General features: G+C 62.8%; 24 protein-coding genes and 1 tRNA gene. 9 read left to right on the top strand and 16 right to left on the bottom strand.

Features of this window, described 5'->3' with window-relative positions:
• Positions 1 to 102 precede the first annotated feature (102 nt).
• Positions 103 to 1323: a ubiquinone biosynthesis hydroxylase gene (locus tag QW861_RS27860; protein WP_315750573.1), complete on the top strand. Its 1221-nt coding sequence runs from the start codon at positions 103 to 105 to the stop codon at positions 1321 to 1323.
• Between the two features lie 58 nt (positions 1324 to 1381).
• On the opposite strand, the gene QW861_RS27855 is transcribed toward QW861_RS27860, so the two are convergent.
• Genes QW861_RS27855 through QW861_RS27845 form a run of 3 tightly spaced genes read right to left on the bottom strand, consistent with a single transcriptional unit; the run spans position 1382 to position 3111 of the window.
• Positions 1382 to 2311 carry an alpha/beta hydrolase gene (locus tag QW861_RS27855; protein WP_315750574.1) on the bottom strand — a complete coding sequence of 310 codons (930 nt, stop codon included), beginning with the start codon at positions 2309 to 2311 and terminating at the stop codon, positions 1382 to 1384.
• A 3-nt stretch (positions 2312 to 2314) separates the two neighbouring features.
• The gene (locus QW861_RS27850; RefSeq protein WP_006613415.1) at positions 2315 to 2512 is read right to left on the bottom strand and encodes a Trm112 family protein; all 198 of its coding nucleotides are present in this window, start codon (positions 2510 to 2512) and stop codon (positions 2315 to 2317) included.
• A 56-nt stretch (positions 2513 to 2568) separates the two neighbouring features.
• The gene (locus QW861_RS27845) at positions 2569 to 3111 is read right to left on the bottom strand and encodes a TetR/AcrR family transcriptional regulator (RefSeq protein WP_316193746.1); all 543 of its coding nucleotides are present in this window, start codon (positions 3109 to 3111) and stop codon (positions 2569 to 2571) included.
• An 89-nt stretch (positions 3112 to 3200) separates the two neighbouring features.
• Here QW861_RS27845 and QW861_RS27840 point away from each other — a divergent pair, with 89 nt between their 5' ends.
• From QW861_RS27840 to QW861_RS27830, 3 genes are all read left to right on the top strand, one after another.
• Complete coding sequence (locus QW861_RS27840; RefSeq protein ID WP_316193745.1) at positions 3201 to 3551, top strand: hypothetical protein; 351 nt, start codon at positions 3201 to 3203, stop codon at positions 3549 to 3551.
• Between the two features lie 348 nt (positions 3552 to 3899).
• Complete coding sequence (locus tag QW861_RS27835) at positions 3900 to 4196, top strand: cupredoxin domain-containing protein (protein ID WP_316193743.1); 297 nt, start codon at positions 3900 to 3902, stop codon at positions 4194 to 4196.
• An 11-nt stretch (positions 4197 to 4207) separates the two neighbouring features.
• The gene (locus QW861_RS27830) at positions 4208 to 5038 is read left to right on the top strand and encodes an FTR1 family protein (RefSeq protein WP_316193742.1); all 831 of its coding nucleotides are present in this window, start codon (positions 4208 to 4210) and stop codon (positions 5036 to 5038) included.
• On the opposite strand, the gene QW861_RS27825 is transcribed toward QW861_RS27830, so the two are convergent.
• Both QW861_RS27825 and trxA read right to left on the bottom strand, forming a co-directional pair.
• Positions 5039 to 5713 (bottom strand): LON peptidase substrate-binding domain-containing protein, encoded by a 675-nt coding sequence (locus QW861_RS27825; RefSeq protein WP_315715855.1) that lies wholly within the window; start codon positions 5711 to 5713, stop codon positions 5039 to 5041. It abuts the gene before it with no gap.
• Positions 5714 to 5761: 48 nt separating this feature from the next.
• Positions 5762 to 6682 carry a thioredoxin gene (trxA, locus tag QW861_RS27820; protein WP_316193741.1) on the bottom strand — a complete coding sequence of 307 codons (921 nt, stop codon included), beginning with the start codon at positions 6680 to 6682 and terminating at the stop codon, positions 5762 to 5764.
• Positions 6683 to 6968: 286 nt separating this feature from the next.
• Between trxA and QW861_RS27815 the strand changes: the two genes are divergently transcribed.
• From QW861_RS27815 to QW861_RS34065, 3 genes are all read left to right on the top strand, one after another.
• Positions 6969 to 7043, top strand: a tRNA-Gly gene (locus tag QW861_RS27815).
• 180 nt (positions 7044 to 7223) lie between these two features.
• Positions 7224 to 8288, top strand: coding sequence for a DNA cytosine methyltransferase (locus tag QW861_RS27810; protein ID WP_316193740.1), 1065 nt, complete (start codon positions 7224 to 7226; stop codon positions 8286 to 8288).
• 46 nt (positions 8289 to 8334) lie between these two features.
• Positions 8335 to 8715 carry a very short patch repair endonuclease gene (locus tag QW861_RS34065; RefSeq protein ID WP_410052339.1) on the top strand — a complete coding sequence of 127 codons (381 nt, stop codon included), beginning with the start codon at positions 8335 to 8337 and terminating at the stop codon, positions 8713 to 8715.
• A 15-nt stretch (positions 8716 to 8730) separates the two neighbouring features.
• On the opposite strand, the gene QW861_RS27800 is transcribed toward QW861_RS34065, so the two are convergent.
• The 6 genes from QW861_RS27800 to QW861_RS27775 all read right to left on the bottom strand — a co-directional run bounded on the left by QW861_RS27800 (position 8731) and on the right by QW861_RS27775 (position 17276).
• Entirely contained in the window at positions 8731 to 11286 is a 2556-nt protein-coding gene (locus tag QW861_RS27800; protein ID WP_316193738.1) for an RAD55 family ATPase, read from the bottom strand.
• Entirely contained in the window at positions 11286 to 12029 is a 744-nt protein-coding gene (locus QW861_RS27795; RefSeq protein WP_316193737.1) for a hypothetical protein, read from the bottom strand. The genes QW861_RS27800 and QW861_RS27795 overlap by 1 nt, the downstream gene beginning before the upstream one ends.
• Positions 12029 to 12784, bottom strand: a complete 756-nt coding sequence (locus QW861_RS27790) for a hypothetical protein (RefSeq protein WP_316193736.1) — start codon at positions 12782 to 12784, stop codon at positions 12029 to 12031. Before QW861_RS27790 ends, QW861_RS27795 begins: the two co-directional genes overlap by 1 nt.
• Before the next feature lie 180 nt (positions 12785 to 12964).
• Positions 12965 to 14413, bottom strand: coding sequence for a caspase domain-containing protein (locus tag QW861_RS27785; protein WP_316193735.1), 1449 nt, complete (start codon positions 14411 to 14413; stop codon positions 12965 to 12967).
• Between the two features lie 115 nt (positions 14414 to 14528).
• A complete protein-coding gene (gene pncB / locus QW861_RS27780; protein WP_315750580.1) occupies positions 14529 to 15833 on the bottom strand; it encodes a nicotinate phosphoribosyltransferase in 1305 nt (434 codons plus the stop codon).
• 99 nt (positions 15834 to 15932) lie between these two features.
• On the bottom strand, positions 15933 to 17276 hold the full coding sequence (locus tag QW861_RS27775) for an amidase (protein ID WP_316193734.1): 1344 nt from the start codon (positions 17274 to 17276) through the stop codon (positions 15933 to 15935).
• A gap of 384 nt (positions 17277 to 17660) precedes the next feature.
• Here QW861_RS27775 and QW861_RS27770 point away from each other — a divergent pair, with 384 nt between their 5' ends.
• Together QW861_RS27770 and QW861_RS27765 are read left to right on the top strand one after the other, a co-directional pair.
• The gene (locus tag QW861_RS27770; RefSeq protein WP_315750582.1) at positions 17661 to 18938 is read left to right on the top strand and encodes a PQQ-dependent sugar dehydrogenase; all 1278 of its coding nucleotides are present in this window, start codon (positions 17661 to 17663) and stop codon (positions 18936 to 18938) included.
• Between the two features lie 172 nt (positions 18939 to 19110).
• Entirely contained in the window at positions 19111 to 19692 is a 582-nt protein-coding gene (locus tag QW861_RS27765; RefSeq protein WP_315715861.1) for a c-type cytochrome, read from the top strand.
• Positions 19693 to 19898: 206 nt separating this feature from the next.
• Here the strand turns inward: QW861_RS27765 and panE are convergent, their stop codons facing one another.
• From panE to QW861_RS27740, 5 genes are all read right to left on the bottom strand, one after another.
• The gene (gene panE, locus QW861_RS27760) at positions 19899 to 20822 is read right to left on the bottom strand and encodes a 2-dehydropantoate 2-reductase (RefSeq protein ID WP_315715862.1); all 924 of its coding nucleotides are present in this window, start codon (positions 20820 to 20822) and stop codon (positions 19899 to 19901) included.
• A 105-nt stretch (positions 20823 to 20927) separates the two neighbouring features.
• The gene (locus QW861_RS27755) at positions 20928 to 21665 is read right to left on the bottom strand and encodes an SDR family NAD(P)-dependent oxidoreductase (RefSeq protein WP_315750583.1); all 738 of its coding nucleotides are present in this window, start codon (positions 21663 to 21665) and stop codon (positions 20928 to 20930) included.
• A gap of 103 nt (positions 21666 to 21768) precedes the next feature.
• The gene (locus tag QW861_RS27750) at positions 21769 to 22377 is read right to left on the bottom strand and encodes a 2-hydroxychromene-2-carboxylate isomerase (RefSeq protein WP_315715864.1); all 609 of its coding nucleotides are present in this window, start codon (positions 22375 to 22377) and stop codon (positions 21769 to 21771) included.
• Between the two features lie 104 nt (positions 22378 to 22481).
• Entirely contained in the window at positions 22482 to 23795 is a 1314-nt protein-coding gene (locus QW861_RS27745; RefSeq protein WP_315716177.1) for an MATE family efflux transporter, read from the bottom strand.
• A gap of 151 nt (positions 23796 to 23946) precedes the next feature.
• A complete protein-coding gene (locus tag QW861_RS27740; RefSeq protein ID WP_316193733.1) occupies positions 23947 to 24519 on the bottom strand; it encodes a DUF2239 family protein in 573 nt (190 codons plus the stop codon).
• Between the last annotated feature and the right edge of the window lies 1 nt (position 24520).

Raw genomic sequence — 24520 nt, 5'->3', positions numbered from 1 at the left:
TCAGGCATCCGGAATTGATGGCCTCGGGTGGCAGCCCTTGGTTCACGCCCCTGTTTCGCCCAGCTATAATCCTCCCGCAAGAGTAACTGTGAGCAGGGTGGCATGACGACACAGCGAAGCATTGTCATTTGTGGCGGGGCCTTTGCCGGCCTGGCGCTCGCGCTCGCGCTTCGGCAGGGGCTCGGTCCCGAAGTGCCGGTGATCGTGGCCGATCCGGCGCTCGCCAACCGGCCGAGCCGCGATCCACGCGCCAGCGCCATCGTCGCGGCGTGCCGCAAGCTGTTCGATGCGATCGGGGTCTGGGCGGACGTGGCGCCGCAGGCGCAGCCGATCCTCGACATGGTCATTACCGATTCCAAGCTCGAGGACGCGACCCGCCCGTCGTTCCTGACGTTTGCGGGCCAGGTCGAGGCCGGCGAGCCGTTCGCGCACATGGTCGAGAACCGGCTCTTGATCGATGCGCTGGTGCGGCATGCGGAGGCCGCAGGCGTCGAGCTCAAGGCGATGCCGGTGACCGGCTTCGTGGCGCGGGCCGACGGCATCGCGGTGACTCTGGGCGACGGCAGCCAGCTCGAGGCGAGCCTGCTGGTGGCCGCTGACGGCGCGCGTTCGAAGCTGCGCGAGCGCGCGGGCATCCAGACCCATGGCTGGGACTATGACCAGTCCGGCATCGTCGCGACCATCGGTCATGAACGCGACCATGGCGGCCGCGCCGAGGAGCATTTTCTTCCGCCCGGACCATTCGCGATCTTGCCGCTGACCGGCAAGCGCTCCTCGCTGGTGTGGACCGAGCGGCGCGCCGAGGCGAAGCGCCTCGTCGCGCTCAGCGCGGATGAATTCCATGCCGAGCTGGAGAAGCGCGCGGGTCTGCATCTCGGCGAGTTGAAGGTGCTCGACCAGCCGCGCGCTTTTCCGCTGTCCTACTTCGTCGCCCGCTCGTTCATCGCGCCGCGGCTGGCGCTGGTCGGCGACGCCGCCCATGTGATCCACCCCATCGCGGGGCAGGGGCTCAACATGGGGCTGAAAGACGTCGCCGCACTGGCCGAGGTCGTGGTCGATGCGGCAAGAATGGGGATCGATCCGGGGCAGGTCGATGTCCTCGAACGCTACCAGCGCTGGCGCCGCTTCGACACGATGGCGATGGGCGTTGCCACCAATTCGCTGAACTTCCTGTTCTCGAACAAGTCGACGCTGTTGCGGGCCGTGCGCGACATCGGCCTTGGCATCGTCGATCGCGCGCCGCCGTTGAAGGAGCTGTTCATCAAGCAGGCCGCGGGCCTCACCGGAGAGATGCCACGGCTGCTGAAGGGTGAGGCGCTGTAGAGCATGATCCGGAAACTGGAGACCGGTTTTCCGAAAAGATCATGCTCGAACAAAGAGCTCAGCGCGGGCCTGCGGCGGCGATGAAGCCGGCGACGGCCTCGACCATGTCGGGGTCGAGCGGACGTTCGGGGTCGTTGTAGGAGGCGAGGTTCTCGTCCTCGTTGGCGACGTCGACCAGGACGTGGTTCATCTCCGGCAGCCATAGCGACTTGGCGGCCGGTGCGGCGGCGGCGAGCGCGACCATGTCGAGGCGTGCGATCTGGTGGTCGCGGGCGCCGCCGACGATCAGAATTGGGATCGTGAGCTGCTTCAGTGGATCGATCGGGTCCTCGGCAAAGGCGGAGCCGATGCTGGGCTGCATGCTCGGTGCGACCGGCAGCTCGGGCGGTGGCGGGTCCACGACCTGCCCGGCCATGATGGCGTCGATCGCCTTGGCGACCGGCTCCATCTTCGCGGCCGGCAGCTTCTTCTCGAGCTGCGCCTTCAACAGGTCGCCCTGCCGCCGCGCCGATGTGGTGAGCAGCACGAGGCGGTCGACCGGGGTGCGGCGGGCGGTGAGGATGGCGACCAGGCCGCCCTCGCTGTGGCCGACGAGAACGATGCGGGCGAACTTGCCGCGCAGGAAGTCGACCAGCGCGGCGGCGTCGTCGACGTAGTCCTTGAAGCGGAAGTCCTCCGGCTTGCCGAACTCCGCCTTCCAGCCGCGTGCGCCGCGCTTGTCGTAGCGCAGGCTGGCGATGCCTTGGGTGGCGAGCTGCTCGGCGAGCTTCTTCAAGGTCGCCGGCTTGAGCTGCGGCCCATTGCCATCCCGGTCCGTCGACCCGGAGCCGGCGATCAGCAGCGCCACCGGCGGGCGCTCGACACCCGCTGGCGTCGTCAGGACGGCGTCGAGTGCGCCGACGCGAACGGCGCTCTCCTCGGCCGAGACCCCCGAAGCGAGGGCCATCAGCGCCACGGCGAGCGCACAGCGGATCACGACGGGCCGCATCGGTCAGTCGATCTTCCGCGCTTCCTCGGGCAGCATGATCGGGATGCCATCGCGGATCGGGTAGGCGAGCTTCGCCGACCGCGAGACCAGCTCCTGTTTCGCCGCGTCGTATTCCAGTGGGCCCTTGGTCATCGGGCAGACCAGGATCTCGAGCAGCTTGGGATCGACGGAATTGGCGGGGCGTTCGAGCGGGGCGTTCATGGCAAGGGTCTCCGGCGGGCGCCTCTGTAGCATAACGTCCGCTCGCTTGTCGTGCTTCAAGGCTTGTGCCGGGCGATCCGGATCAGCTCGTCGATGACCGCGTCCAGTTGCTCGGCCGGCAACGGCCGATCCGACAGCGCGTGGCCGAGGAAGGTCCAGTACAGCACCTGGGCGCGTGCGCGCGCGATCGCCGGCACTAGTCCCTCGGCTGCAAGCAGGCTCTCGACATAGCCCAGCCGGCGCCTGTCGATGGCTTGGACAGCCTGCCGCGCGGCGGGGTCGGATCCGGCCCAGTTGCGCACGGCGCGCTCCAGGGTGAGCTTGACGTTGAACGCGCGGCGGAGGAGCACGGCAATGGCCGGCTGGTCGCCGGCGTTCGCCTCCACCCCGGTGATGATCTGCTCGGCCGCAATCTCCCGCCACTTCTTGAGGAGGGCCGCGTGAAACCCGGCCACATCGGCGAAATGCCAGTAGAAGCTGCCGCGCGACACGCCCATGGCTTTCGCCAGCGGCTCCGCCTTCAGCGCGGTGAAGCCCCGGGTGGCCAGCACCTTCAATCCCTGTGTCAGCCAATCGTCGGCCGAGAGCTGATCGGTCATGTCGTCACCATGAGACGACCATACACAGCTGTATTGACGACCGCCAGGGCTTCGTGCATCGTCCATACACAACTGTATGGAGGCATGCCATGCGCGATGCGCTGCTCGTAACCGCAGGGCTGATGGCGATCGCCGTCGCCCTGATCCACGGCGTGCTCGGCGAGACGATGGTTTTCGCGCGTGCCACCATCTCGCCGGAGCGGCTGCGAACCCTGCTGCGGCTGGTCTGGCAGACTGGCGCGGTGGCGTGGATCGGCTGTGGCGTGCTGCTCGCCGTCGCTCCGCAAATGGCGTCGGAGTCGGCGCGACATTGGACTGTGACCACGGTCATCGTCGTGTTCGCTTTCGCTGCAGGCGCCAATGCGCTGGCGACGCGCGGGCGGCATTTCGGCTGGGTCATGTTCGCCGGCGTGGTCAGTCTCGCCATCGCCGGCTACTGATGCGGCGAATCCCGGTCCACCGCAGCGCCGCCACGTACCCGGCGAGAGGAAGGCATCGCGACGCTCCGTAACCGCCGCGTCGCCTCAACTGCTGTTCGGCCGCACTCCGTTCACCGCGAGGCCACTCCCACGACACATTCGCCAAGAATGGTTCCAACTTAGAAGGAGTCTCTTTGCAGACACGGCGACGAGCCGCTTAGCTGTTCGTCGTCGCGAACGGGTGCCCGGCGTCGACATCGATCCGGGCGCGCAACCGTTCTCCGATTTGCTTGTCTGGATAGGAGAGGGGACGGATCGATGTTGGTCGACGTGGTGCGGAAGTTGGTCGTCGTAGGTGGAAGCGTCGGCATGCTGCTGATGGCAGCGCAGGCGCACGCCGGGGGATCGAACGAGATCTGCCTCACCTATGCCAATGGTCAATTCGAGCCCAAGGAGCCGACCGTTCCTGCCGACGCGCCGCTGACGATCCGCGTCAGGAACATGGAGGGCAAGGCCATCGAGTTCGAGAGCGAGACCCTGAAGGTCGAGAAGGTGATCGCGGCCAACAGCGAGGCGGTGCTCAACGTCCGCGCCATGAAGTCCGGGCGCTACGAGTTCTACAACGACTTCAACGAAAAGGCCCGCGGCTTCGTCAACGTCCAATAGGTCCAGATCCCATGCTCGCCGCCCTGATCATCGTCTTCCGCGAAGTGTTCGAAGCCGGCCTGATCGTCGGCATCGTGCTTGCCGTCACCAGCGCGGTCCCGCATCGCCTGCGCTGGATCGGCGCGGGGCTGTTTGCCGGCCTGGTCGGCGCATGCATCGTCGCGGCGTTCGCGGGAACGTTGACCCAGCTCTTTGAAGGCATGGGGCAGGAATTGTTCAATGCGGGGATCCTGTCGGCTGCCGTGATCATGCTGACCTGGCACAATGTCTGGATGGCCCGGCACGGCCGCGAGATGAGCAACGAGCTGCGGACGATGGGCCAGGCGGTGGCCGAAGGCGCCAAGCCGCTGGTCGCGCTGGCGACCGTGATCGCCATCGCCGTGTTGCGCGAGGGCAGCGAGGTCGCGCTGTTTCTCTATGGGGTGGCGGCCTCCGGCGACGGCGGCGGGCGGGCGCTACTCGGTGGCGGCGTCCTTGGCTTGCTGCTCGGCGTTGCCGTCTGTCTCGCGACCTATTTCGGCCTGATGCGCATCCCGCCGCGCGCGCTGTTCAAGACCACCACCGTGCTGATCACCCTGTTGTCGGCGGGAATGGCCGCGCAGGCGGTGTTCTTTCTCGCCCGCGCCAACTGGCTGACGACGTTCGACCAGGTGGTGTGGGATTCGAGCGCGGTTCTGCCCGAGCGTGGCGTTGCCGGGCGGACGCTCAAGGCTCTGATCGGCTATACAGATCAGCCTACCGCGATGCAGCTCGCAGTCTACATCGGGGTGATCGTCGCCACCATCACACTGATGCGCCTGACGGCGGCCCCGCCAGCGCCGCGCGCGGCTCCCGCCGAGTGATCATTGCAGCGGCGGATCGCCCGAGGTCCGCTTCTTGGCGAGATCCATCTCGGTCACGGCGATGAGGATTTCGGCGCGGGTCTTCAGGTCCGGCGCCTCGAGCATCGCCTGCTTCTCCGCCGGACCATAGGGCGACATCATCGCCAGCGCGTTCACGAGCGCTTCGTTCGGCGCCGCTTCGATGCCGGCCCAGTCGACCTTGAGATTGTTCGCCTTGAGGAAGTCGGTGAGAACCGCGAGCAGCGCTTCGCGGTCCACCGCGTCTTCACCCTTGCGTGCCGTGAAATCATCGACGAACGGGAAATAATCGACCTTGCACTGCCGATAGGGCGTGAGCACCGTCATTTCCTCGACCACCTTGAAGCGGGACACGCCGGTGAGCTCGAGGATGTAGCGGCCATCGCCGGACTCGGCGAGCTGCGTGATCCGGCCGACGCAGCCGACCTTGAACAGCACCGGGCGCTCCTCGCTGGAGGAATGCGTGACGTCGGGCTGGATCATGCCGATGAGCCGATGGCCGTCACGAAGCGCATCGTCGACCATCGCGAGATAACGCGGCTCGAAGATGTTGAGCGGCATTTGGCCGCGCGGCAGCAGCAAGGCTCCCGCCAACGGAAAAACCGGAACGATCTCCGGCAGCTCGGCGGGACCGCGATATTCGGCATTGATCGGCATGCGATACCTCGTGTCCGCTGGAACGAGCGCGCGTCCCGCCCAGCCGGGTTACGAAAACAGGATCGTCGACAGCCGCTTGCGGCCCTCGATGGTGGCCTCGTCGGCGCCGCCCCAGGCTTCGAAGAACTGCACGAGCTGCTTGCGCGCGCCGTCCTCGTTCCATTTGCGGTCACGCTTCACGATCTCGAGCAGCTGGTCGGTGGCTTCCTTCCGCTTGCCCGCGGCGTTCAGCGCGGTCGCCAGGTCGAAACGCGCCTGGTGGTCGAGCGGATTGGCGGCGACCTTCTGTTCGAGCTCGCCGACCGGTCCGAGCGACTGGGCCTGCTCGGCCAGATCGATCGCGGCCTGCACGGCGGAGACCGCCGAATCGCTGCGCTTGGAGTCCGGGACCATCGCAAGCGTCTGCTTGGCCTCGTCGATCGCGCCGAGCTCGACCTGGCACTTCGCAAGCCCGGCGATCGCCGGGATGTTGGCGGCATCGACCGCGAGCACCTCGGCATAGATCTCGGCCGCGCCGGCCGCATCGCCCTCGGCCAGCACGGCTTCGGCTTCCTTGAGGATTTCGGCGATGTCGGGCTCGCCGGCGCCGGGAACGCCCTTGGTGATCTTTTCGATGAAGGCGGCGACCTGGCTCTCGGGCACGGCACCCATGAAGCCATCGGCGGGCCGTCCGCCGACGAACGCGATCACGGCCGGAATCGACTGGATGCCCATCTGGCCAGGGATGGCCGGATGCTCGTCGATGTTCATCTTGACCAGCTTGACCTTGCCCTTGGCGGCCTTGACGGCCTTTTCCAGGATGGGCGTCAGCTGCTTGCACGGTCCGCACCACGGCGCCCAGAAGTCGATGAGGACCGGCTGCCGCTTCGATTCCTCGATGACGTCCTTCACGAAGCTCTGCGTCGTGGTGTCCTTGATCAGATCCGGCACCTGCGGCGCCGGTCCGCCGCCCTGCTCAACAATGGTCACGGGGTCCCTCGTCCGAAAAATTCCGATGGACGGCGACCGGGAACCGGCCGCCGCCGCGCCTCAATACACGTTTTCTTTCCTTTTAAGTGGCGGTCCAGCCGGAAATTTCAATCAGCGCCCATCGCGGTCCGGTGATGGGCAGGTTTCGGCCCGGTTCGGCCTCCCGGCCGCTAAAATTTGAACGTCGCCGGCGTACGAAACCTGTCGCAGACCTGTTGCATTCGTCCGCGGCATTTGGCATAGCTCTGCCCGTCGCTGGCGGCCACGCTGCCAAGGCGTCACGGATGCGGGTGTAGCTCAGTGGTAGAGCACGACCTTGCCAAGGTCGGGGTCGAGGGTTCGAACCCCTTCGCCCGCTCCAAAATGTCGCATGAACCGTGTCCGACAGATGTCGGTTATCGGCAGGGGCAAAATTTCCGCCGCTAGTTCGAGCGCCATCGTTCCACAGATTTGCAACCAGCGGGTCTAAGTGTAAGATCCGGTCCTTGGTTAATTTCAATGGTCCTACTTTAGGACGACGTCGTCCCGGATCTCGCTGCCGATGGTTCTTTCTTCGAGGAGGAGGACGGAAGGGCTGTCGAAAAAGCCAAAGGCGATTGATCTATTCAGTGGCTGCGGCGGCCTTACGCTTGGGCTACGACAAGCTGGCTTCTCGGTTATCGGGGCTATAGAGGCCGATGCGGTTGCTGCTCATACCTATAGGCAAAATCACCGTAACTCGCGCCTGTGGCAAGCCGACATTGAAAGCGTCTCGCCAGCCCAAATGCGCAAAATCCTAAAGTTAAAGGTAGGAGAATTGGATCTCCTGGCCGGGTGCCCGCCCTGCCAAGGCTTCTCGTCCCTTCGAACACGGAACGGAGCACAACGAAACCGAGATCTGCGTAATGGACTCGTAAGCCAAATGGTGCGGTTTGCCCGGGTCTTACGACCAAAATTCATAATGATGGAAAATGTTCCGAATCTCGCCTCGCGTGAGCCGTTCAGACAACTATGCCGAGATCTGAAACGAATCGGATATCGCGTGGAGTACGCAGTGAAGGATGCTTCGCGCTACGGCGTTCCTCAGCGCCGTAAGAGATTGATCTTGCTGGCTAGCATAGACTCCGCAATTGTTTTTGCGCCCGAGGAGGCTGAGTTTCTCACAGTGCGGGACGCGATAGGAACAATTCCATCAGCGGGGAGCGGCGCAGATCCACTGCACGATATGCCGGAATTTCCTCGGTCTACCCGAATCAACGAGTTGATTCGAGATATTCCCAAGGATGGCGGAAGTCGACGTGATCTACCGGCCAAGAGACAACTAGATTGTCACCGTAAGACCACCGGCTTCAGCGATATCTATGGTCGTATGGCGTGGGATCAGGTCGCGCCGACCATTACTACCGGTTGCTTCAATCCCTCGAAGGGCCGGTTTCTTCATCCGGAAGAAGATCGTGCGATCACCATGAGAGAAGCCGCTCTTCTGCAGGGTTTTCCTGCTACTTACAAGTTTGATCCCCGGCTGGGGAAAATTGCCATCGCTAAGATGATAGGAAATGCATTGCCTCCCGAATTCATCAGGAGACATGCGATCTTGATTCGATCTGCGCTACAGCTGGCAGACTGAGGGCGAGAAAGTGGATATATTCGCACCGGCCCGACGCTCGGAGATAATGTCAAGAATCAAAAGTAAAGGAAACCTGGCGACCGAGGTTAAGCTCATCGAGCTGTTTCGTGAGAGCCACATAGTAGGTTGGAGGAGGAATTCCCGCCTTTTCGGCAAACCAGATTTCGTTTTTGCGAGTTGCAGAATAGCCGTATTTGTTGATGGATGCTTCTGGCATGGGTGCGCCCTTCACTCCCGTCTTCCTAAAACGAATCGTAGTTTTTGGGCCAAAAAACTTGAACGAAATCTTGCGCGGGATCTCGCTGTAAACAGTCATCTGCGGTTGAGAGGCTGGCGGGTCCTGCGCATCTGGCAACACGAGCTGAAAGACCGTGCTCCACTCGTCAGAAAGATCAAACGAAGTTTATCGATGAGGCAAACTTGTTAACGAGGGGCGTCAATTCTAGATTTTGGTACTAATTGTTAGAGATGATCTATCCCAAACCATGTGGGGCGGAATAGTCTGCTCCGAAGCGTTTACTGTTTCGATCCGGAACTCATTTCTATCATCCCCGCTGGCCGATACATCAAAATAGAAGTCTGCCGCATTCACCAGTGCCTGTAGGACCGGGCCTGCTCGCTCTCTTGCAACTGTTAGATCCAAAGCCATGTGCTCACTATAGGAGCTGCCTGGCATATCGATGTGGGTATGAGTAGTAATAACGGTCATGGTATACCGTCTAAGCATCTCATAAAGAATCGGCCAAAGAACAGTACTTTCTTGAAGTCGTGGAAATTGCATAAATACATTGTGCAATCCATCGACGATAATCGCGTCGTATACAAGTCCATCGAGATAGCTCGCTTCAATGCGGCTGATAATCCTCCGAAGAAAGTCTTCTGGCCTCAGGTGTCCGGGATAGAAGAACTCTACGTCAACCATCAAATCGGGCGACGAACTGGGTGCAACTTTTCGCCGGCGGAGGTTTCTTAGGAGTCCCTGATAATATGCATCTTGATACAAGAAAGAAACCACGAGTATGCGTCGTTTAGAGTCGGGCATATTTAGTGCGTTAAGCAGAGATAGAGTGCTGTCGGACTCTGAAGGAGGTTCTGTGCCCGCCTCGAATAGGTCACCGGTCTTTTGCTGTCGCTGACTCGAATCGTCGACAATGCCGCCTGCAACGAGCCGCAGTGCGAGGGAGGCCTTCCCGCTGCTTCCTTTTCCCGTGATCAAGATTTGGGAATGATCGTACAGCTTGAGCGCGAAAGTTTCTCGTTTGCTCGAACTTCGGAAAACATCGAGCCATCGGCCTGTGTTTCGATTGTTCCAGGCATAGTCGCGGTGCATATCACGTTGCGCGGCGATCTGTGGAGTAAGGCCTACGCCGACGCGTGGCGAAAGATTCAGGAGATGTGCTCCCATTCGTGCAAATTGCCGCCGAGTCTTCCTTAGAATGAACTTTCGAACAAGAGGTTGCGAGACATCGTCGTTCTTCTCCAATGAGAGATCGACGACCAGGTCGACTACGTAGTCTAGATCCTGCACTGCCGGATCGTCGTAGTCTGCTGACATGATGATTACGAGCGCGCCAGCTCGGCGCAAATTTTCGACAAGCCCACGAAGACGTCTAGTTTCCTGTCCTTTGGAGACTGTGCGTCTGTCGGTTTCTAACAACTCATGTATTCCATCCAAAACAATAAGGAGCGGAATAATTCCAGGTGGTCGAGATGAGACGTCAATGCTGCCGTTTGGACGCAGATCAACGAGATCGTCAATCAGTTGATTTATGGAGTTCAAATCGGTATCGGCATCTTCTTTGAGGTGCTTGGCCTCGAACCAAAGGTTGTCCTTGTTGAATGTACGTGTTCTACGGATAAATTCCGGAACGATAGTGCTAATGCGACGTTGCAAATCGTCCGGGTTTTCCTCGCAGGAAAGATATATTGTGTCGATACCGAGAGGGGCCAGAGCGGTAGCGAAGCCGAGGGCGAGCGACGTCTTTCCGCTTCCCGAAGGCCCGGTGATTCGCATGATGGTCCCTTCCGAAGCCGTAAATCGTAATCCTCGGGCAAAGACGATGTCGGCATTGGGAATGGCTATCGGAAGTCCGTCAATTTCATTGACTAGTTCAGAGGCTGGAGGAAGTGCCTCAACGTTATTGGCTATTACGAACTCGTATATTCCGTCTTCACCTAATAGAGAGCCGCGACCAAGAAATGAGCTTCGTAGCTCTTGTTTTTCGGTGCGCCGCTTTCGAGGGGTCATTTCGCTTTGAAAAGTTGGGAACGATAGATGCATCATGCCGCGGGACGCGAGCATGTGCATCACAATGAAGTCGGTCGGGTTCGTCGGATAGTTGATGTCTCTAATCTTCCAGTGCCGATCTATAGATCTAACTGAATCGACGATTCCCTCGAAGCCAATAAAATGACGAACGATCTCGATCGGGTCATCTCGTTGCGGGAAACCGTGAGGGGCAGACTTAAGCAGTTGCCCTCGTAGAGACTTGTCGGAGTTCAGCTTTCGATAATATCTGACGGCGCCAGCGAAGATAATGGCGCGAACTACTGCGTGAGCATAAGCGTCGCTCGCGGGGAATTCCGGTGACGTCAAGTACATTCGTAGGAAATAAAGTGGAGAAGGTAGTAAGTGCCTTGGTTGTTGTGATGGATTGCGAATGTTCAGGGTGCGTCGAGCTTGCTCGGTTAGGACGCTTTTGAATATGTGTTTTAATATTAAAAAGACGCGAGTTGGATCGGAGTTCGGCTGATCTGAATACTTTCGAAGGTTCGCTGTTATTCCCTCGCTTAGATGCGGATCCCAGCGGTTCCACATTCCGATGAAGCTGTCATTGTATAGTTTGTTCACTGGTTCCGCCAGATGATCCCACCGAGCGGGATCACTGTTTAAGAAAAGTCCTGCGACCTCATAAAACTTTTCGTAGAAGAGGCGCCCCGCTGTTCCGAAGGGGAGGTCATAGAGAAACGCCTCAGCATCTTCATAGTCGACGGCCATTATCTTTGTCCAAGCCGTTGCTTCATTCCATCGTTCAGCGTCGGGAAAATAGCGACCACTTTGAACGACGGATCAGCGGCTCGCGTCGTCACATTCGTCGGCCGCAGCGCCGAGTGCGCCGATAGCACGAGAGAGTGAAGGTCACACCGATAATCTTCGTCGATCATCTTGGCTAATTCGTCGGCCTCTTTGAATGGCATAATCAAGCACAGAGCCGTTAGATTATCCAGGAAGCTTCCTGCGTACTTAGCCCTTAGTTTATCAAGCGAGAAAGAAAAGTCTTTCGCCTTGAGGCCGCTGGCTGCCTGCATGTAGTAAGAATGAAGACTTGGTCCTGTAGCTTCGTCATACGCCAACGATAGCCAGTCGGCAGGGCGTGTTGTACGTAGCTCATTATCTTCGAGAAGCTCAGCCATTGGGGGCGGCGCGCCCAGATCTTTCCTAGAGAGATAGGCGTAAAATCGCGCCCGTGCATCCTTCGGCAAACCGTTCTCGGTTAGAACTGCTAATTCGTTGGAAATAGAAGGCTCGGCTATCTTGAGTCTGCGTACGATTTGGCGAAATGCTCGCCACTGCTTCCATTCGTCTCCGTCGAGCTGACGGACTGCCGCAAGAAGTTGAGGCGCAACACTGGGCCCATCTGCCAAGTGTGACTCTATCCATGTATCGAGCTCAGTCTTCCCCGACTTGTCGGCCAAATCGGCCGCATCTTGCTTGATTAGATCGATCAGGAGTTCGGCCATTATGTTACACTCGCGGAGACGCATCGACCGAGCGAAAATGTTCGCTGTTCATAGGTGACGCTGGTGGCGACGACTTCCTTCAGACCGGATAGCGCGCCGCAACTTTTGGGATAAACCTTCGGGGGGAGTGTCTTTCCGCCGTGGTTCCAGATGTCAAGTTGGTCGAATCCGGTATCGTTACAGTTCGGCGTACGACAGATGTCCTGGACAGACGTTCGAGGGAACGCAAAATGAATGAACTCTCCTTCTGGACGGGGAAGGGCGAGACTCCATGGAAGGCAAGCGTCGATGCTATCGAGTATTGCTGTTGGGTCTTTCACAAGGTTCGGATCTCGGTAAAGCCAGATTGGTGATTTCGCCCTTATAGGATGTCCGTGCATCGCGCGTTCAAGCTTTCGAAGTGCTTTTTTGCGCTCTCGTCGCGGGAGCGCCTCGTTCTTTATCACGTTGAAAGTCTCTTCGACATCGCCTTCATCTCCAGAACCGACTACCTCAGCAACCCGCTTGTAAAAACCTCCGGAAAAATACAGATGACCCAGCATCGCGTCGCCCCGGAGATTTTGGGGCTTAGGCGCCAGTGTAACTTTTGCGAAATACGCCACAAAAGCCGCTTTGCCGTCCGAGGCACTCGTACAAGCGCTCAACGCCTTTAATACCCCCAGACGGTATCTCTTGGGGGTCGCTTTGTCGTTGAGTATGTTGGAATATGCGACTTCAGAAAGCCAATCGGGACGCGGGGGGGGCGAAGCAGACATTTTTTATCAATCTGAGGCTGAATATCCATTGGATTCATCTAGAGGTCGATAAAACGCTTGTCTATTACCTTTTTCTCACAGGCCGCTGCTTCAATATGAGAAAGACCCGCTTCCGGGCGCTTAGTCGGGACAGCCAGGGTATTCGATCCTATTGTCGCTCCAGGCTGCCACCCTGTCCATTCACCTTCGTAAGCTACCGCTTCCCACTGCGGTCTTCTCCCAATTCGCTATCGTGTCGGCGAAGACGCGATCTCCACTCGGACCTTTGCCGATGGCCAGGATGCCCCGGCGCTGGTTCGCATAGACGACCGGGATGTCGAACCATTCGCGCCGCGCGAGGAGCTCCTCGTTGCGCGCGCGATCGGCCTCGACGTTGGACAGGCCCACCAGGAACGAATCTTCGGTGATCTTGACGGAAAGCCCGGCAAGCGGCGTCCCGCGCGACTTCTCATCCGCCTTCATCAGCATTCCTGGGACGCTGCTGATGCCACCACCGACGAAATCGGCAGCGGGCCTGAATGTGAGCTCGGCGACATGGCTGGCCGGCAGGCTGGGATCGTCGTTGCGGCGCAACTGCAGGCTGACCTTCAGTTTGCGCTCGGGAATGTCGATCTCGCCACGGATCACCGGCGTGGGCCGTCCTGATTGTGCGTTCCTGACCGTCTCCGTCCGCCAGGTGACCGAGCCGGAATAGCGCTTACCCTTGGGGTCGGAGAGATCCTCATCATACAGCACGGCGAGCCCAGGCGTCCGCGCATCTGCCGCGTCGGACGATGCGGTCGGGCTCGAAACGGGAGCGCTGCTCCGCGCGGCGGCGGGGCCAGCGGGCTGCGCCGGCTTCGCCGCAGCGGCGCTCAGTTGAGCGCCGCCGTCGATCGACGTGAACATCACGAGCGGCTGCTGCGCTCCGCCCGTGGCTCGCTCCACCGCCGCGTTGGTCTGGTTGAAGGTCTCGATCAGGCGTTGGCTTGGCTGCTGCAGCGCCTCTGCAAGGGCGGCGGCGAACACGCCGTGACCGTCCGGGCCGCGCTGTCCCGCCGTCCCCGCCTGTGCGGCAAAGGAGATCACGGTCCGTGCGGAAACGTCGACTGGGACGAGGCCGGCGGCAAGACCGGCAATGCCGCGCCCGGCGAACGGATTGGAGCGGAAGGCGTCGAGAATGATCACGTTCTGCCGGGGGCTCGATCCGCCCAGCTCGCGCAGAATCGCAGTCAGGTCGCGCAGCTCGGTGTTGAGATCCGCAGCTGTCGCCGGCGCCGCGTCGACCGGGACGAGATAATCGGCGCCGCCCAGGTTGAGCCCATAGCCGGCATAATAGATCAGCGCGACGTCGGCGTCCGCGATCCGGCCCTTGAACTCGGCAAGCGCGCGATCGAAGCCGCGTCGGTCGAGGTCGATCTGCGCGGCACCGCCGCTCAGGGTGAAGCCGAGTCGCGACAGGCTGTCGGCGATCAGCCGGGCATCCGCCGCCGGCTCGTCCAGCAGCGGTGCGTGCTCGTGGATGGCGTTGCCGATCACCAGCGCCACCCGCTTGTCGGCGGCAGCGGGCTCGGTCGAGATCAGGATCGCGCCGACGACAAGGATGGTTGCAGACAGCAGCTGTCCAACTCGGCCGATCACCCGACGCATGCCAACGATCTCCTGTTACCCGATCTGCTCGTGCGACGATTTTACCGCATTTCGAACAAAGCAGGAACAAGAATCGTGGCAGGAAAAAGAGAAATTGCCGTGGGCTGTCGGCGGCCTAGACGACCACCGGCGTGCGCACCCGGCCGGCATCGCCGAACACGCGGAGATAACGGGCGATCTCGGCGGGATCGCCGGTCGCCTTCTCCGGGTTGTCGGACAGCTTCACGGCGGGGTGCCCGTCGGCCGACGTCACCTTGCAGACCAGCGAGATCGGATCGAGGTCGACCGAGCCGTCCGGCGAGCAGCCGACGAAATCGTTGGTCAGGTTGGTGCCCCAGCCGAACGACAGCCGCACCTGGTCGGAGAACCGATGATGGATCTGCTCGATCGATTCGACGTCCATCGCGTCGGAGAACACGAGCAGCTTCTGCTTGGGATCGCGCCCCTTCGATTTCCACCAGGCGATGATCTCCTCGCCGGCCTGGATCGGTGGCGCGCTGTCGGGACGGAAGCCGGTCCAGTCGGCGACCCAGTCGGGTGCGTCGCGCAGGAAGGCCTTGGTGCCGAATGCGTCGGGCAGCGCGATCAGCAGGTTGCCTGCGTAGGTCTGCCGCCACTGGTCGAGAATGCGATAGGGCGCGAAGCGCAGCTCGTCATCGTCCTTGGCGAGCGCCGCTGCCACCATCGGCAGCTCGTGGGCGTTGGTGCCGATAGCCTCGAGGTCGTTGTCCATCGCCAGCAGCACGTTGGAGGTGCCGGTGAACGACGGGCCGAGACCTTCCTTGACGGCCTCGACGCACCAGCGCTGCCACAGGAAGCCGTGGCGGCGGCGGGTGCCGAAATCCGACAGCCGCAGCCCCTCGAGCTTGCGCAGCCGCTCCACCTTGGCCCACAGCTTGGCCTTGGCGCGGGCGAACAGCACGTCGAGCGCGAACCGGCCCTGGCCCTTCATGGCCTGGCGCGAGCGCAGCTCGTTGACGATCGCGAGCGCCGGGATTTCCCACATCGTGGTGTGGGTCCAGGGCCCGTGGAAATGCAGCTCGTACTGGCCGTCGGACTTGCGCAGCTCGTATTCGGGCAGGCGGAAATTGGCGAGCCAGGCGATGAACTCCGGCGAGAACATGTGGGTCTTGCCGTAGAAGGTGTTGCCGGCCAGCCAGATCAGCTCCTTCTTGGCGAAGCGGATGGTGCGGGCGTGGTCGAGCTGGGCGCGCAATTCGCCCTCGTCGATGACGTCGCCGAGCCGCACCCGCCGGGTCCGGTTGATGACCGAGAAGGTCACCTGCTGAGTCGGGTAGAACTCCCGAATCATCTGCAGCATCAACAGCTTGTAAAAATCGGTGTCGAGCAGGCTGCGCACGATCGGATCGAGGCGCCAACCGTGATTATAGGTTCTGCTCGCGATGTCTGTGATTGTCATGTGACCGTTTTACAGCGCTGGCCGCAAACCCGCCACTGGGCTTGTCGGAGGAGGCCCTCGTGGCGCGGCGGCATCCTTGCTCGGGGGGCGTGGCGGCGATTAGCGCGCCAGGAGCGGCACGCCGGGATCGAACGCCAGCACCGCTTCGGCCCATTTCGCGACGCGGAGCACGTGGAGGTCGTTGCGATAGGGGCCGGCGATCTGCACGCCCAGCGGCAGGCCGTTGTTGCCGAACCCGGCCGGCAAGGAGATGGCCGGCGCTCCGACGAAGGTCCAAGGGGCGCAATATTCGGCGTCTCCGGTCCAATCCAGGCCGCGCGGCGCTTCGCCGAAGGCCGGCAAGGTGAGCACTGCGTCGAAGCCGTCGAGCTCAGCGGCGAGCGTCTTCTGCCTGAGGGCTTGGGCCGCCTTCGCAGCGAGATATTCCATGGCCGTCTTGCTTCGCCCGCTCTCGACGTGGCCCTTCATGACCTCGCTGACCCGGTCGGGATAGCGCGCGATCAGATCGGAGAAGATCGTGGTCGCCTCGCTGAGCATGATCGTGGTGATCGCATCCCAGTTCACCGCGTCGAGCTCTCTCAGTTCGATCTCGTCGATCGTCGCGCCGGCGCTGCGCAGCTTGTCGACGACCAATTCGAACACCGCCTTCTGCTCGGCCTCGGCGCGCTCCCATTTGGCGAAGCGCACCACCGCAAGCTGTGGCGTGCGGAGCGGCGTGGGGCCGTGGTCGATGTCGACGGTGAAGCCCGGCAGCGGCCGGCCGTGGCGATCATCGGCGCTGGTGCCGGCCAGCAGAGAGAGGGCCAAGGCCACGTCGTCGACGCGGCGGGCGAAGAAGCCGACATGGTCGAGCGACGGGCTGAGGGGATGCACGCCGACGCGTGGAATCGCGCCGAAGCTCGGCTTGAAGCCGACGACGCCGTTGAACGCCGCCGGTCGGATCACCGAGCCGAGCGTCTGTGTTCCCAGCGCCAGCGGCACCAGGCCGGCCGCAACCGCCGCGGCCGATCCGGACGATGAGCCGCCCGGCGTATGCTCGGGGTTCCATGGATTGACGGTCGGACCTGGATGACGCCAGGCGAATTCGGTGGAGACCGTCTTGCCGAAGATGGTTGCGCCGAGATTGCGCAGTCGCTCGACCACCCATGCGTCCGCATCCGGCACGTGATCACGGTAGATCTGCGAGCCGTTGGTGGTCGGCATGTCCGAGGTGGCGATGATGTCCTTGATGGCGACGGGAATTCCACCGAGCGGGCCGGTCTTTGGAGCGACATCCCGCGGCAGATATTCGAATGCTTTCAGCCGCGGTTCGATTGCCTGCGTCTTCTTCAAACAATCTTCACCATAGGCGGTGGCCGCTGTCGGATCGGCTGCAAACCGTCGCAGCAGCTCGAGAACGCCGGCACCGGCCTTTGGCGTGGACACAGGGATACGCTCGGACATTCATCGATCCTGTCGACTTGATCTCATTGCCGCGCGGTGAACGGTCGCAGCCGGTTGTTCCGATCCTATCGGGTGTTCAAGCGCACGCCAATCGTCCGGCCGATCGGAGCATATGAATACAGCGCATGGCGGCAGGCCCGTGCCGCGTGGCGCACAATCGCGGATGCGGCGCAGGCGTGAGCATGGGCATGCGCATCCAGTATGAGATGAGTGGAACGGCATCTCTTGAGCCTCGCGCGAACCTGGCAGCAATCCGCTTCTCACCCGCTCAGGATGTGCTACCATTTTCGAGCAGGACCACTGGTGTGGTCGGCCAAAGGACGTCTTCAGATACGTTCCGAATAGTAGACGCAGCCACATGAGCTGCCTCATGGGAGTGAAGCGATGACATCGGCTTTTCACCGAAGCATTCTTGCGCTTGCAACAATCAGTCTTCTCGCCGGCACCAGCATCGCCGGCGCGCAGCAGCAATCCGATCAGGGCAAGGGCCTGAAGAAATACGAATCAGGCACCAAGGAGTTCTGGACGCATCCGCCGGACGACTGGTTCCTCGGTGACGAGACCGAGGCGCAGAAGGGGCTGGCGCCGCCATCGGGCCCGCCGACCGGCGCCTCCGATGCCGAGCTTGCGAAGATCGTCAAGCAAGTGAAGCTGCCGGACGGCTTCAAGATGGAGGTCTGGGCGTCGGGCGTGCTCGCCGCGCGGCAGATGGCGTGGGGTGACAAGGGCACGCTGTTCGTCGGCTCGTTCGGACTCGGCAACGTCTATGCGATCAGCGACAAGGGCGGCAAGCGCGAGGTCAAGACGGTCCTCAAGGGCTTGAACATGCCGACCGGCCTTGCCTTCCAGGACGGCAATCTCTACGTCATCGCCGTCGACAAGCTGATCAAATACGAGAATGCCGAGGCCAATCTCGACAATCTCGGCCAGGGCAAGGTCGTCTATGACGACATGCCGTCCTATGCGGCGCATGGCTGGAAATACATCGCGGTCGACAAGGAGGGCTGGTTCTATATTCCGTTCGGCCCGCCCTTCAACATCGGCATTCCGCCGACATCGGTGTCGCAGATCCGCCGCGTCGATCCACGCACCGGCAATGCCGAGATCTGGGCGCTCGGCGTCCGCAACAGCGTCGGCGGCGACGTCGATCCGCGCACCGGCCGCTACTGGTTCACCGAGAACGCGCGCGACTGGGTCAGCGACGATCTGCCGAGCGACAAGCTCAACATGATCTCCCGCATCGGCGAGCATTTCGGCTATCCCTATTGTCACCAGGGTGACATGCCGGATCCGAAATTCGCGATGGGCCACAAGTGCTCGGAGTTCACACCGCCGGTGCTGAACCTCGGTGCGCACGTGGCGCCGCTCGGCATGAAGTTCTACACCGGTGACCAGTTCCCGGCGGAGTACAAGAACAACATCCTGATCGCCGAGCACGGCTCCTGGAACCGGCACAAGTACCAGGGTGCGCGGATCATGCGCGTCATCGTCGGTCCCGACGGCAAGGACGCCAAGCAGGAGGTGTTCGCTTCCGGCTGGCTCGAAGGCGACCAGGGCTATCTCGGCCGCCCCGACGACATCATCCTCGCCAAGGATGGCTCGATCCTGGTGGCGGACGACTGGGCCGGCGCGATCTATCGCATCAGCTACGAGAAGAAATGAGCTCGTCGTGAAAGCGGGGCTGCGCGCTGCCTTACGGCGGCCGCAGCCCCAACTATTTTGATAGTCGCGCGTTGACCGGGGGCGAGGTACCGCTCATCGACCGAAGGCCGGTCCGCGCGCCATAGCAATGATGGGAGCGAGAACCCCCGCGATGACTCCAGGGACCTCCAGAATGTGCCAGGCAGCAGCGGCCGCGCTGACGCTCTTGCTCGTGCTTGCGGCGCGTCCGGCCTCCGCGGCCGATCTCGAGGCAGGCAAGGCCAAGGCCGAGCTCTGCGCCGGCTGTCACGGCGAGAACGGCATCTCGCAGACCGAGAACATTCCTTCGCTCGCCGGCCAGCAGGATCAGTTCATCCAGTGGCAGCTCGTGTTCTTCCGCGCCGGCACACGCAAGAACGAGGCGATGAAGCCGATCGTCGATCAGCTCACCAACGAGGATATCCGCAATCTCGGCGCCTATTTCGCCTCGCTGCAGCCGGCCAAGGCGCCGCCCGACAATGATCCGGATCTGTCGGCCAAAGGCGCGCAAGCCGCCGCCGGCCGCCGCTGCGCCTCGTGCCATCTCGACAGCTATGCCGGCACCAAGGGCGTGGCGCGGCTCGCCGGCCAGCGCGAGGAATATCTCGTCAAGGCGCTGCACGACTATAAGAGCGGCCAGCGCGTCGGCGGCAGCCAGGCGGCGATGACGGATGTTGCCTATCCGCTGAGCGACGAGGAGATCACGGCGCTCGCGCATTATCTGGCGCATCTGTAGCTGGGACGCCGCCCAGATCACAACTGTCGTCCCGGCCTCGCGCCGGGACCCATACCGCGGAGGCTATCGAGGGACGTCGGTGAGAGTGACCTGCTTCACTACGGGCGGTGGCTATGGGTCCCGGCGCGAGGCCGGGACGACATCGGAGTCTGTGGCGCCGTCGTGCCTGACCAACGGTTCGGCGAACACCGAGGCGACACCAAGAGTTACTTGTCCCGCTGTGCCTCATAGACCTTGAGCTGGGTATAGGCGATGCGCAGCCGTGGCACCGGGACCTTGGCGGCATCGGCGCGGGCGACGAGATCGCCGATGACGTGATCGGCCTCGACCGGCAGGCCGGCGCGGAGATCGCGGAACATCGAGGCGGTCATCGGTGATCCCTCCGCCGTGAGCATGCCGGAGACACGCTGGAAGAAGGCGCCAGCCGGAGGGTAGCCGGCGGCCGCAGCGGTGGCGCTGCATTCGTCGAGCATGCCGAGCAGGAAATCCTTGCCGCCCGGCGCGGTCAGGATCACGCCGACCGGCCCGCGCATCAAGGTGGTCGACGCGGCGAGCGAGGACAGGAACACCCACTTCTCCCACATGTCCTGCATGATGTTCTCGCTGGCCGACGCATTGAAATTGCCGCGCTGGAAGATCTCGAAGATCGCGCGGACGCGCTCCGACGATCCGCCGTCGCGCTCGCCGAAGCTCAGCGACTGCATCGGCTGCAGCTGCACCACCTCGCGCTGCTCGTTCAATGTCGCGGCGATGGCGCAGAGCCCGCCGAGCACGCGCGCGCGCCCGAACCTGGCGTCGAGCACGTCGAGGTGCTTCATGCCGTTGAGCATCGGAATGATCGCGGTGTCAGGTCCCACCGCCGGTGCAAACGAGCCGATCGCGTCGTCGAGATCGAAGGCCTTGCAGCTCAGCAGGACGACGTCGAAGTGCTGCTTCAAACCATCCGCCTGCACCGTCCGCGGATTGGGCAACGTGACGTCACCGGTCGGACTGCGGATCACGAGGCCGGCGCTGGCGAGTTCAGCCGCGCGCCGCGGGCGGACCAGGAACGTGACATCGGCTCCGGACTGCAGCAGCCGGCCGCCGAAATAGCCGCCGATGGCGCCGGCGCCGACGACGAGGATACGCATGGGGGTCTCTCCGTTAGCAAGGCTGCATCATGACGAAGCGCGTGGCGAATGACGAGTGGCGAATAGGGATGGCCACCATTCGCTACTCGCCACTCCCTATCGCCCCTACCACTTCTCGCCAAACGGCCGGATCTCCATTTCGAAGGTCCAGGCGCTCTTCGGCTGCTGGTAGAGCTGCCAATAGGCGCCGGCAACCGAGGACGGCGGCATCAGCAGGTCCGGATTGTCCAGCGCCTCCTCGCCCCAGAGCTGGGCGCGGCGCTCGCGCACCCAGGCGGTGTCGACGCCGGAATCGATGATCAGATGAGCGACATGGATGTTCTGCGGCATCAGTTCGCGCGCCATCGCCTGCGCCACCGCGCGCAGGCCGAACTTGGCGGAGGCGAAGGCCGCGAAGCCGGCGCCGCCGCGCAGCGACGCGGTCGCGCCGGTGAAGAAGATCTTGCCGCCGCCGCGCGGCAGCATCAGCCGGGCGGCCTCGCGGCCGGTGACGAAGCCGGCCCAGCACGCCATCTCCCAGACCTTGCGGAACACGCGGTCGGTGGTCTCCAGGATCGGGAAATTGACGTTGGCGCCGACATTGAAGATCACGACCTCCAGCGGCGCATGCTTGTCGGCGTCGTTGAGGAAGGCGGTGGTCTCGTCCTCCTTGCGGGCATCGAGCGAGCGCGCCACGATCCGCCCGCCGGCGCTCTCGACCTCCGCGACCAGCGGCGCGAGCTTGTCGCCATTGCGGCGGCCGGCGAACACCGTGAAGCCTTCGGACGCGAACTTCTTGACGATCTCGGCGCCGATGTAGTCGCCGGCCCCGACGACCGCGACGGTGGCGTTGCGCTGCTGCATGCTTGGTCTCCGTTCTCCCGAGGCGTCATTGCGAGGAGCGAAGCGACGAAGCCATCCAGTCCTTCGTCGTGGCTCTGGATCGCTTCGCTCGCGATGACGGCGATTACCTGCCTAGGATGTAGTCCTCGACGTCGCGCAGCTGTTCCTTGCCGAAGAACATCTCGTTGCCGACGAAAAAGGTCGGCGAACCGAATGCGCCGCGCTCGACGGCGCGCTGGGTGTTCTCCACGAGCTTCGCCTTGACCTCGGGCTCCTGGGCGCGGGCGAACAGCCTGGCCCCGTCGAGCCCGGACGATGTGATCGCGGCGATCGCGATCTCGGGATCGTCCATCTTCTTCGGCTCGCGCCACATGTGGTGGAACGCCGCGTCGACATAGGCCTCGAACACGCCCTCGAGCTGGGCGGCGATGGCCGCGCGCATCAAGTTCAGCGTATTCACCGGGAAGTACGGATTCCAGACCCAGGGCTGCACGTGGTAGCGCTTGAGGAAGCGCTGCGTCTCGACCTCGTGGAACTCACGCTTGTTCTTGATGCCGGCGAGCGACTCGGCGGGCGACTTGTTGTTGGTCGCCTTGAAGATGCCGCCGAGCAGCACCGGGACATAGTAGAACTGGACGCCGATCCGCTTCACGATCGCCGGGATCGCCTCGTGGCTCAGATAGGCGTTGGGACTGCCGAAGTCGAACATGAATTCTGGCGCTGGACGGCTCATGGGCGGTCTCCTCGGTTTTTCGCATTGTGGTCCAGCGCAGCAGCCCCGTCCAGGGTTTTATGACGGTCATCATATTCCAGCGGCCGGAAGACGCCGGTGGTGCGTCAGATCATCCGGCGCACCGTCCGCTTGCGCCATACCAGGAGATAATAGCTCATCTGCAGCAGCATCATCGCGGCGAACGTGATGGGATAGGCGAGCCAGACGCCGTCGAGCCCGATGCTGCGGCTGAGCCAGGTGGCGGCGGGCACCTCGATCGCGGCGATCGCAAACGCCGAGATCGCCAGCGGCATCCACACCGTCCCGGAGGCGCGCATCGCCGACGAGAACGTGATGGACATGCCGAACAGCACGGAGCTCCACAGCACGATATGCAGCGAATGCTGCGCCACCTCGATGACGGCAGGGTCGGTGATGAAGAAACCCATCAGCACCCGTGAGAACAGATAGCCGATCGCGACCAGGCCGCCGGTCAGCACCACGTTCATCTCGATGCCCGTCCGCACGATGTCGCCGATCTGCTCGGCCTGCCCGCGGCCGATCGCCTGGGCGCCGAAGATCGAGACCGAGATCGCGATCGACAGCGCCGGAAACTGCACATAGCCCAGCACCTGGTTGACCGCGCCATAGGCCGCCGTCGCGTCCGAGCCGAAGCCGTTGACGAGGCCGATCAGCACCATCTCGGCCAAGGACATCACGATCATGCCGATCGCGGCGGGGATGCCGAGCCGCAGCACCGCCCGCAGCAGCTTCGGATCAGGCAGCATGCCCTGCAGGAAGGCCGCATCGATCGCCAGCGGATGCTTGCGCCGGCGCAGATGAACGTGGAGCCAGGCCAGCGTGGTCAGGGTCGAGATCGCCGACGCCCAGGCGGCGCTGGCGACGCCGAGGACGGGCGCGCCGAGCCAGCCGCGGATGAAGACCGGGGTGAGCACCAGTCCGAGCGTCGTCGATGCGGCGAGCGAGGCCAGCGGCGTCACGGTGTCGCCGACGCCGCGCATCTGCGACGACAGCAGGATGTAGGCGAAGGTCAGCGGCATCGTGATCATCATGATGCGGGCATAGCCCGCGGCGGCATCGAGGATGTTGGCGGGCGTGGCGAGCGCGGTCAGCAATTCGCGGCTGAACAGGCCGCCGAGCACCGCGATCAGGCCGCCGAGCAGCAGCGCAATGGTCAGCGTCGTGCCGGCGACCTGCTTCACCTTGGCGGGCTCGCCGGCGCCCCAGGCCTGTCCGATCAGAACGCCGGCGCCCGAGCCGAGGCCCATGACGAAGGAGACGAAGAAGAACATCGCCGGGAAGAACACCGAGACCGCGGCGAGCGCATCGACGCCGATCATCTGGCCGAGATAGACATTGTTGATGGTGCCGAACAGGGATTGCAGCGTGTTGCTCAGCATCATCGGAACGACGAACATCAGGAACGGCTTGCGCAGCGAGGCGGTTGGCGGCGACACGGCATGGTTCTCCGTCGACCGCTCTTCATTCGGAGCACGGTCGCGTTGCGAGGAATTGGAATGAGAGCGGCCGCGAACGGCCGCTCTCGCTGGCTGTTGAAATCAGCCGATCTCAATCGGCCCTGTGGCGATTTGCGAGCGCCACCGCATGGTCGCGGATGTCGGCCGGCCAGTCCGCGATCAGCGCGGCGAAGCGGCCGAGATCGCCGGCGAACAGCGCTCGGGAGGCCTCCTCGAATTGCGGCAGGTTGCTGCCGATCCCCGACATGAAGTGATAGGCCGCGTCACGCGCCTCGCGGGCGCGATCGGTGTCGCCGCTGGCGCGGCGGGCGTCGTGGACCAGCTTGCGCAGTGCCACCGAGGCGCCGCCCGGCTGCGCGTTCAGCCAGTCCCAGTGCTGCGGCAGCAAGGTGACCTCGCGGGCCACGACCCCGAGCTTCGGCCGGCCGCGGCCGCGCGGCCCGCTCGGCGGCTGGTCTGCGACCGCGCCGGCGTCGACCGGCAGGCGCGCCAGGATCTCCCGGTCGCTGCCGCGCAGATCGATGTCGATCGGCTGCCCGGTGCGGTCGTTGAAGATCACGATCGGCTCGGTGTTCGGCGCGGCGTGTTTCAGCACCAGCGCCACCTTGGGCAGCGGCCCGGCGGCGACCCGGTTCTGGCCGGCAAACGCGGTGAAAGTGTCCATG

Source organism: Bradyrhizobium sp. SZCCHNRI1029 (assembly GCF_032487555.1).
Taxonomy (GTDB): domain Bacteria; phylum Pseudomonadota; class Alphaproteobacteria; order Rhizobiales; family Xanthobacteraceae; genus Bradyrhizobium.
The sequence above is the reverse complement of the archived record's forward strand: the minus strand, read 5'-3'. Positions and strand labels throughout refer to the sequence as shown.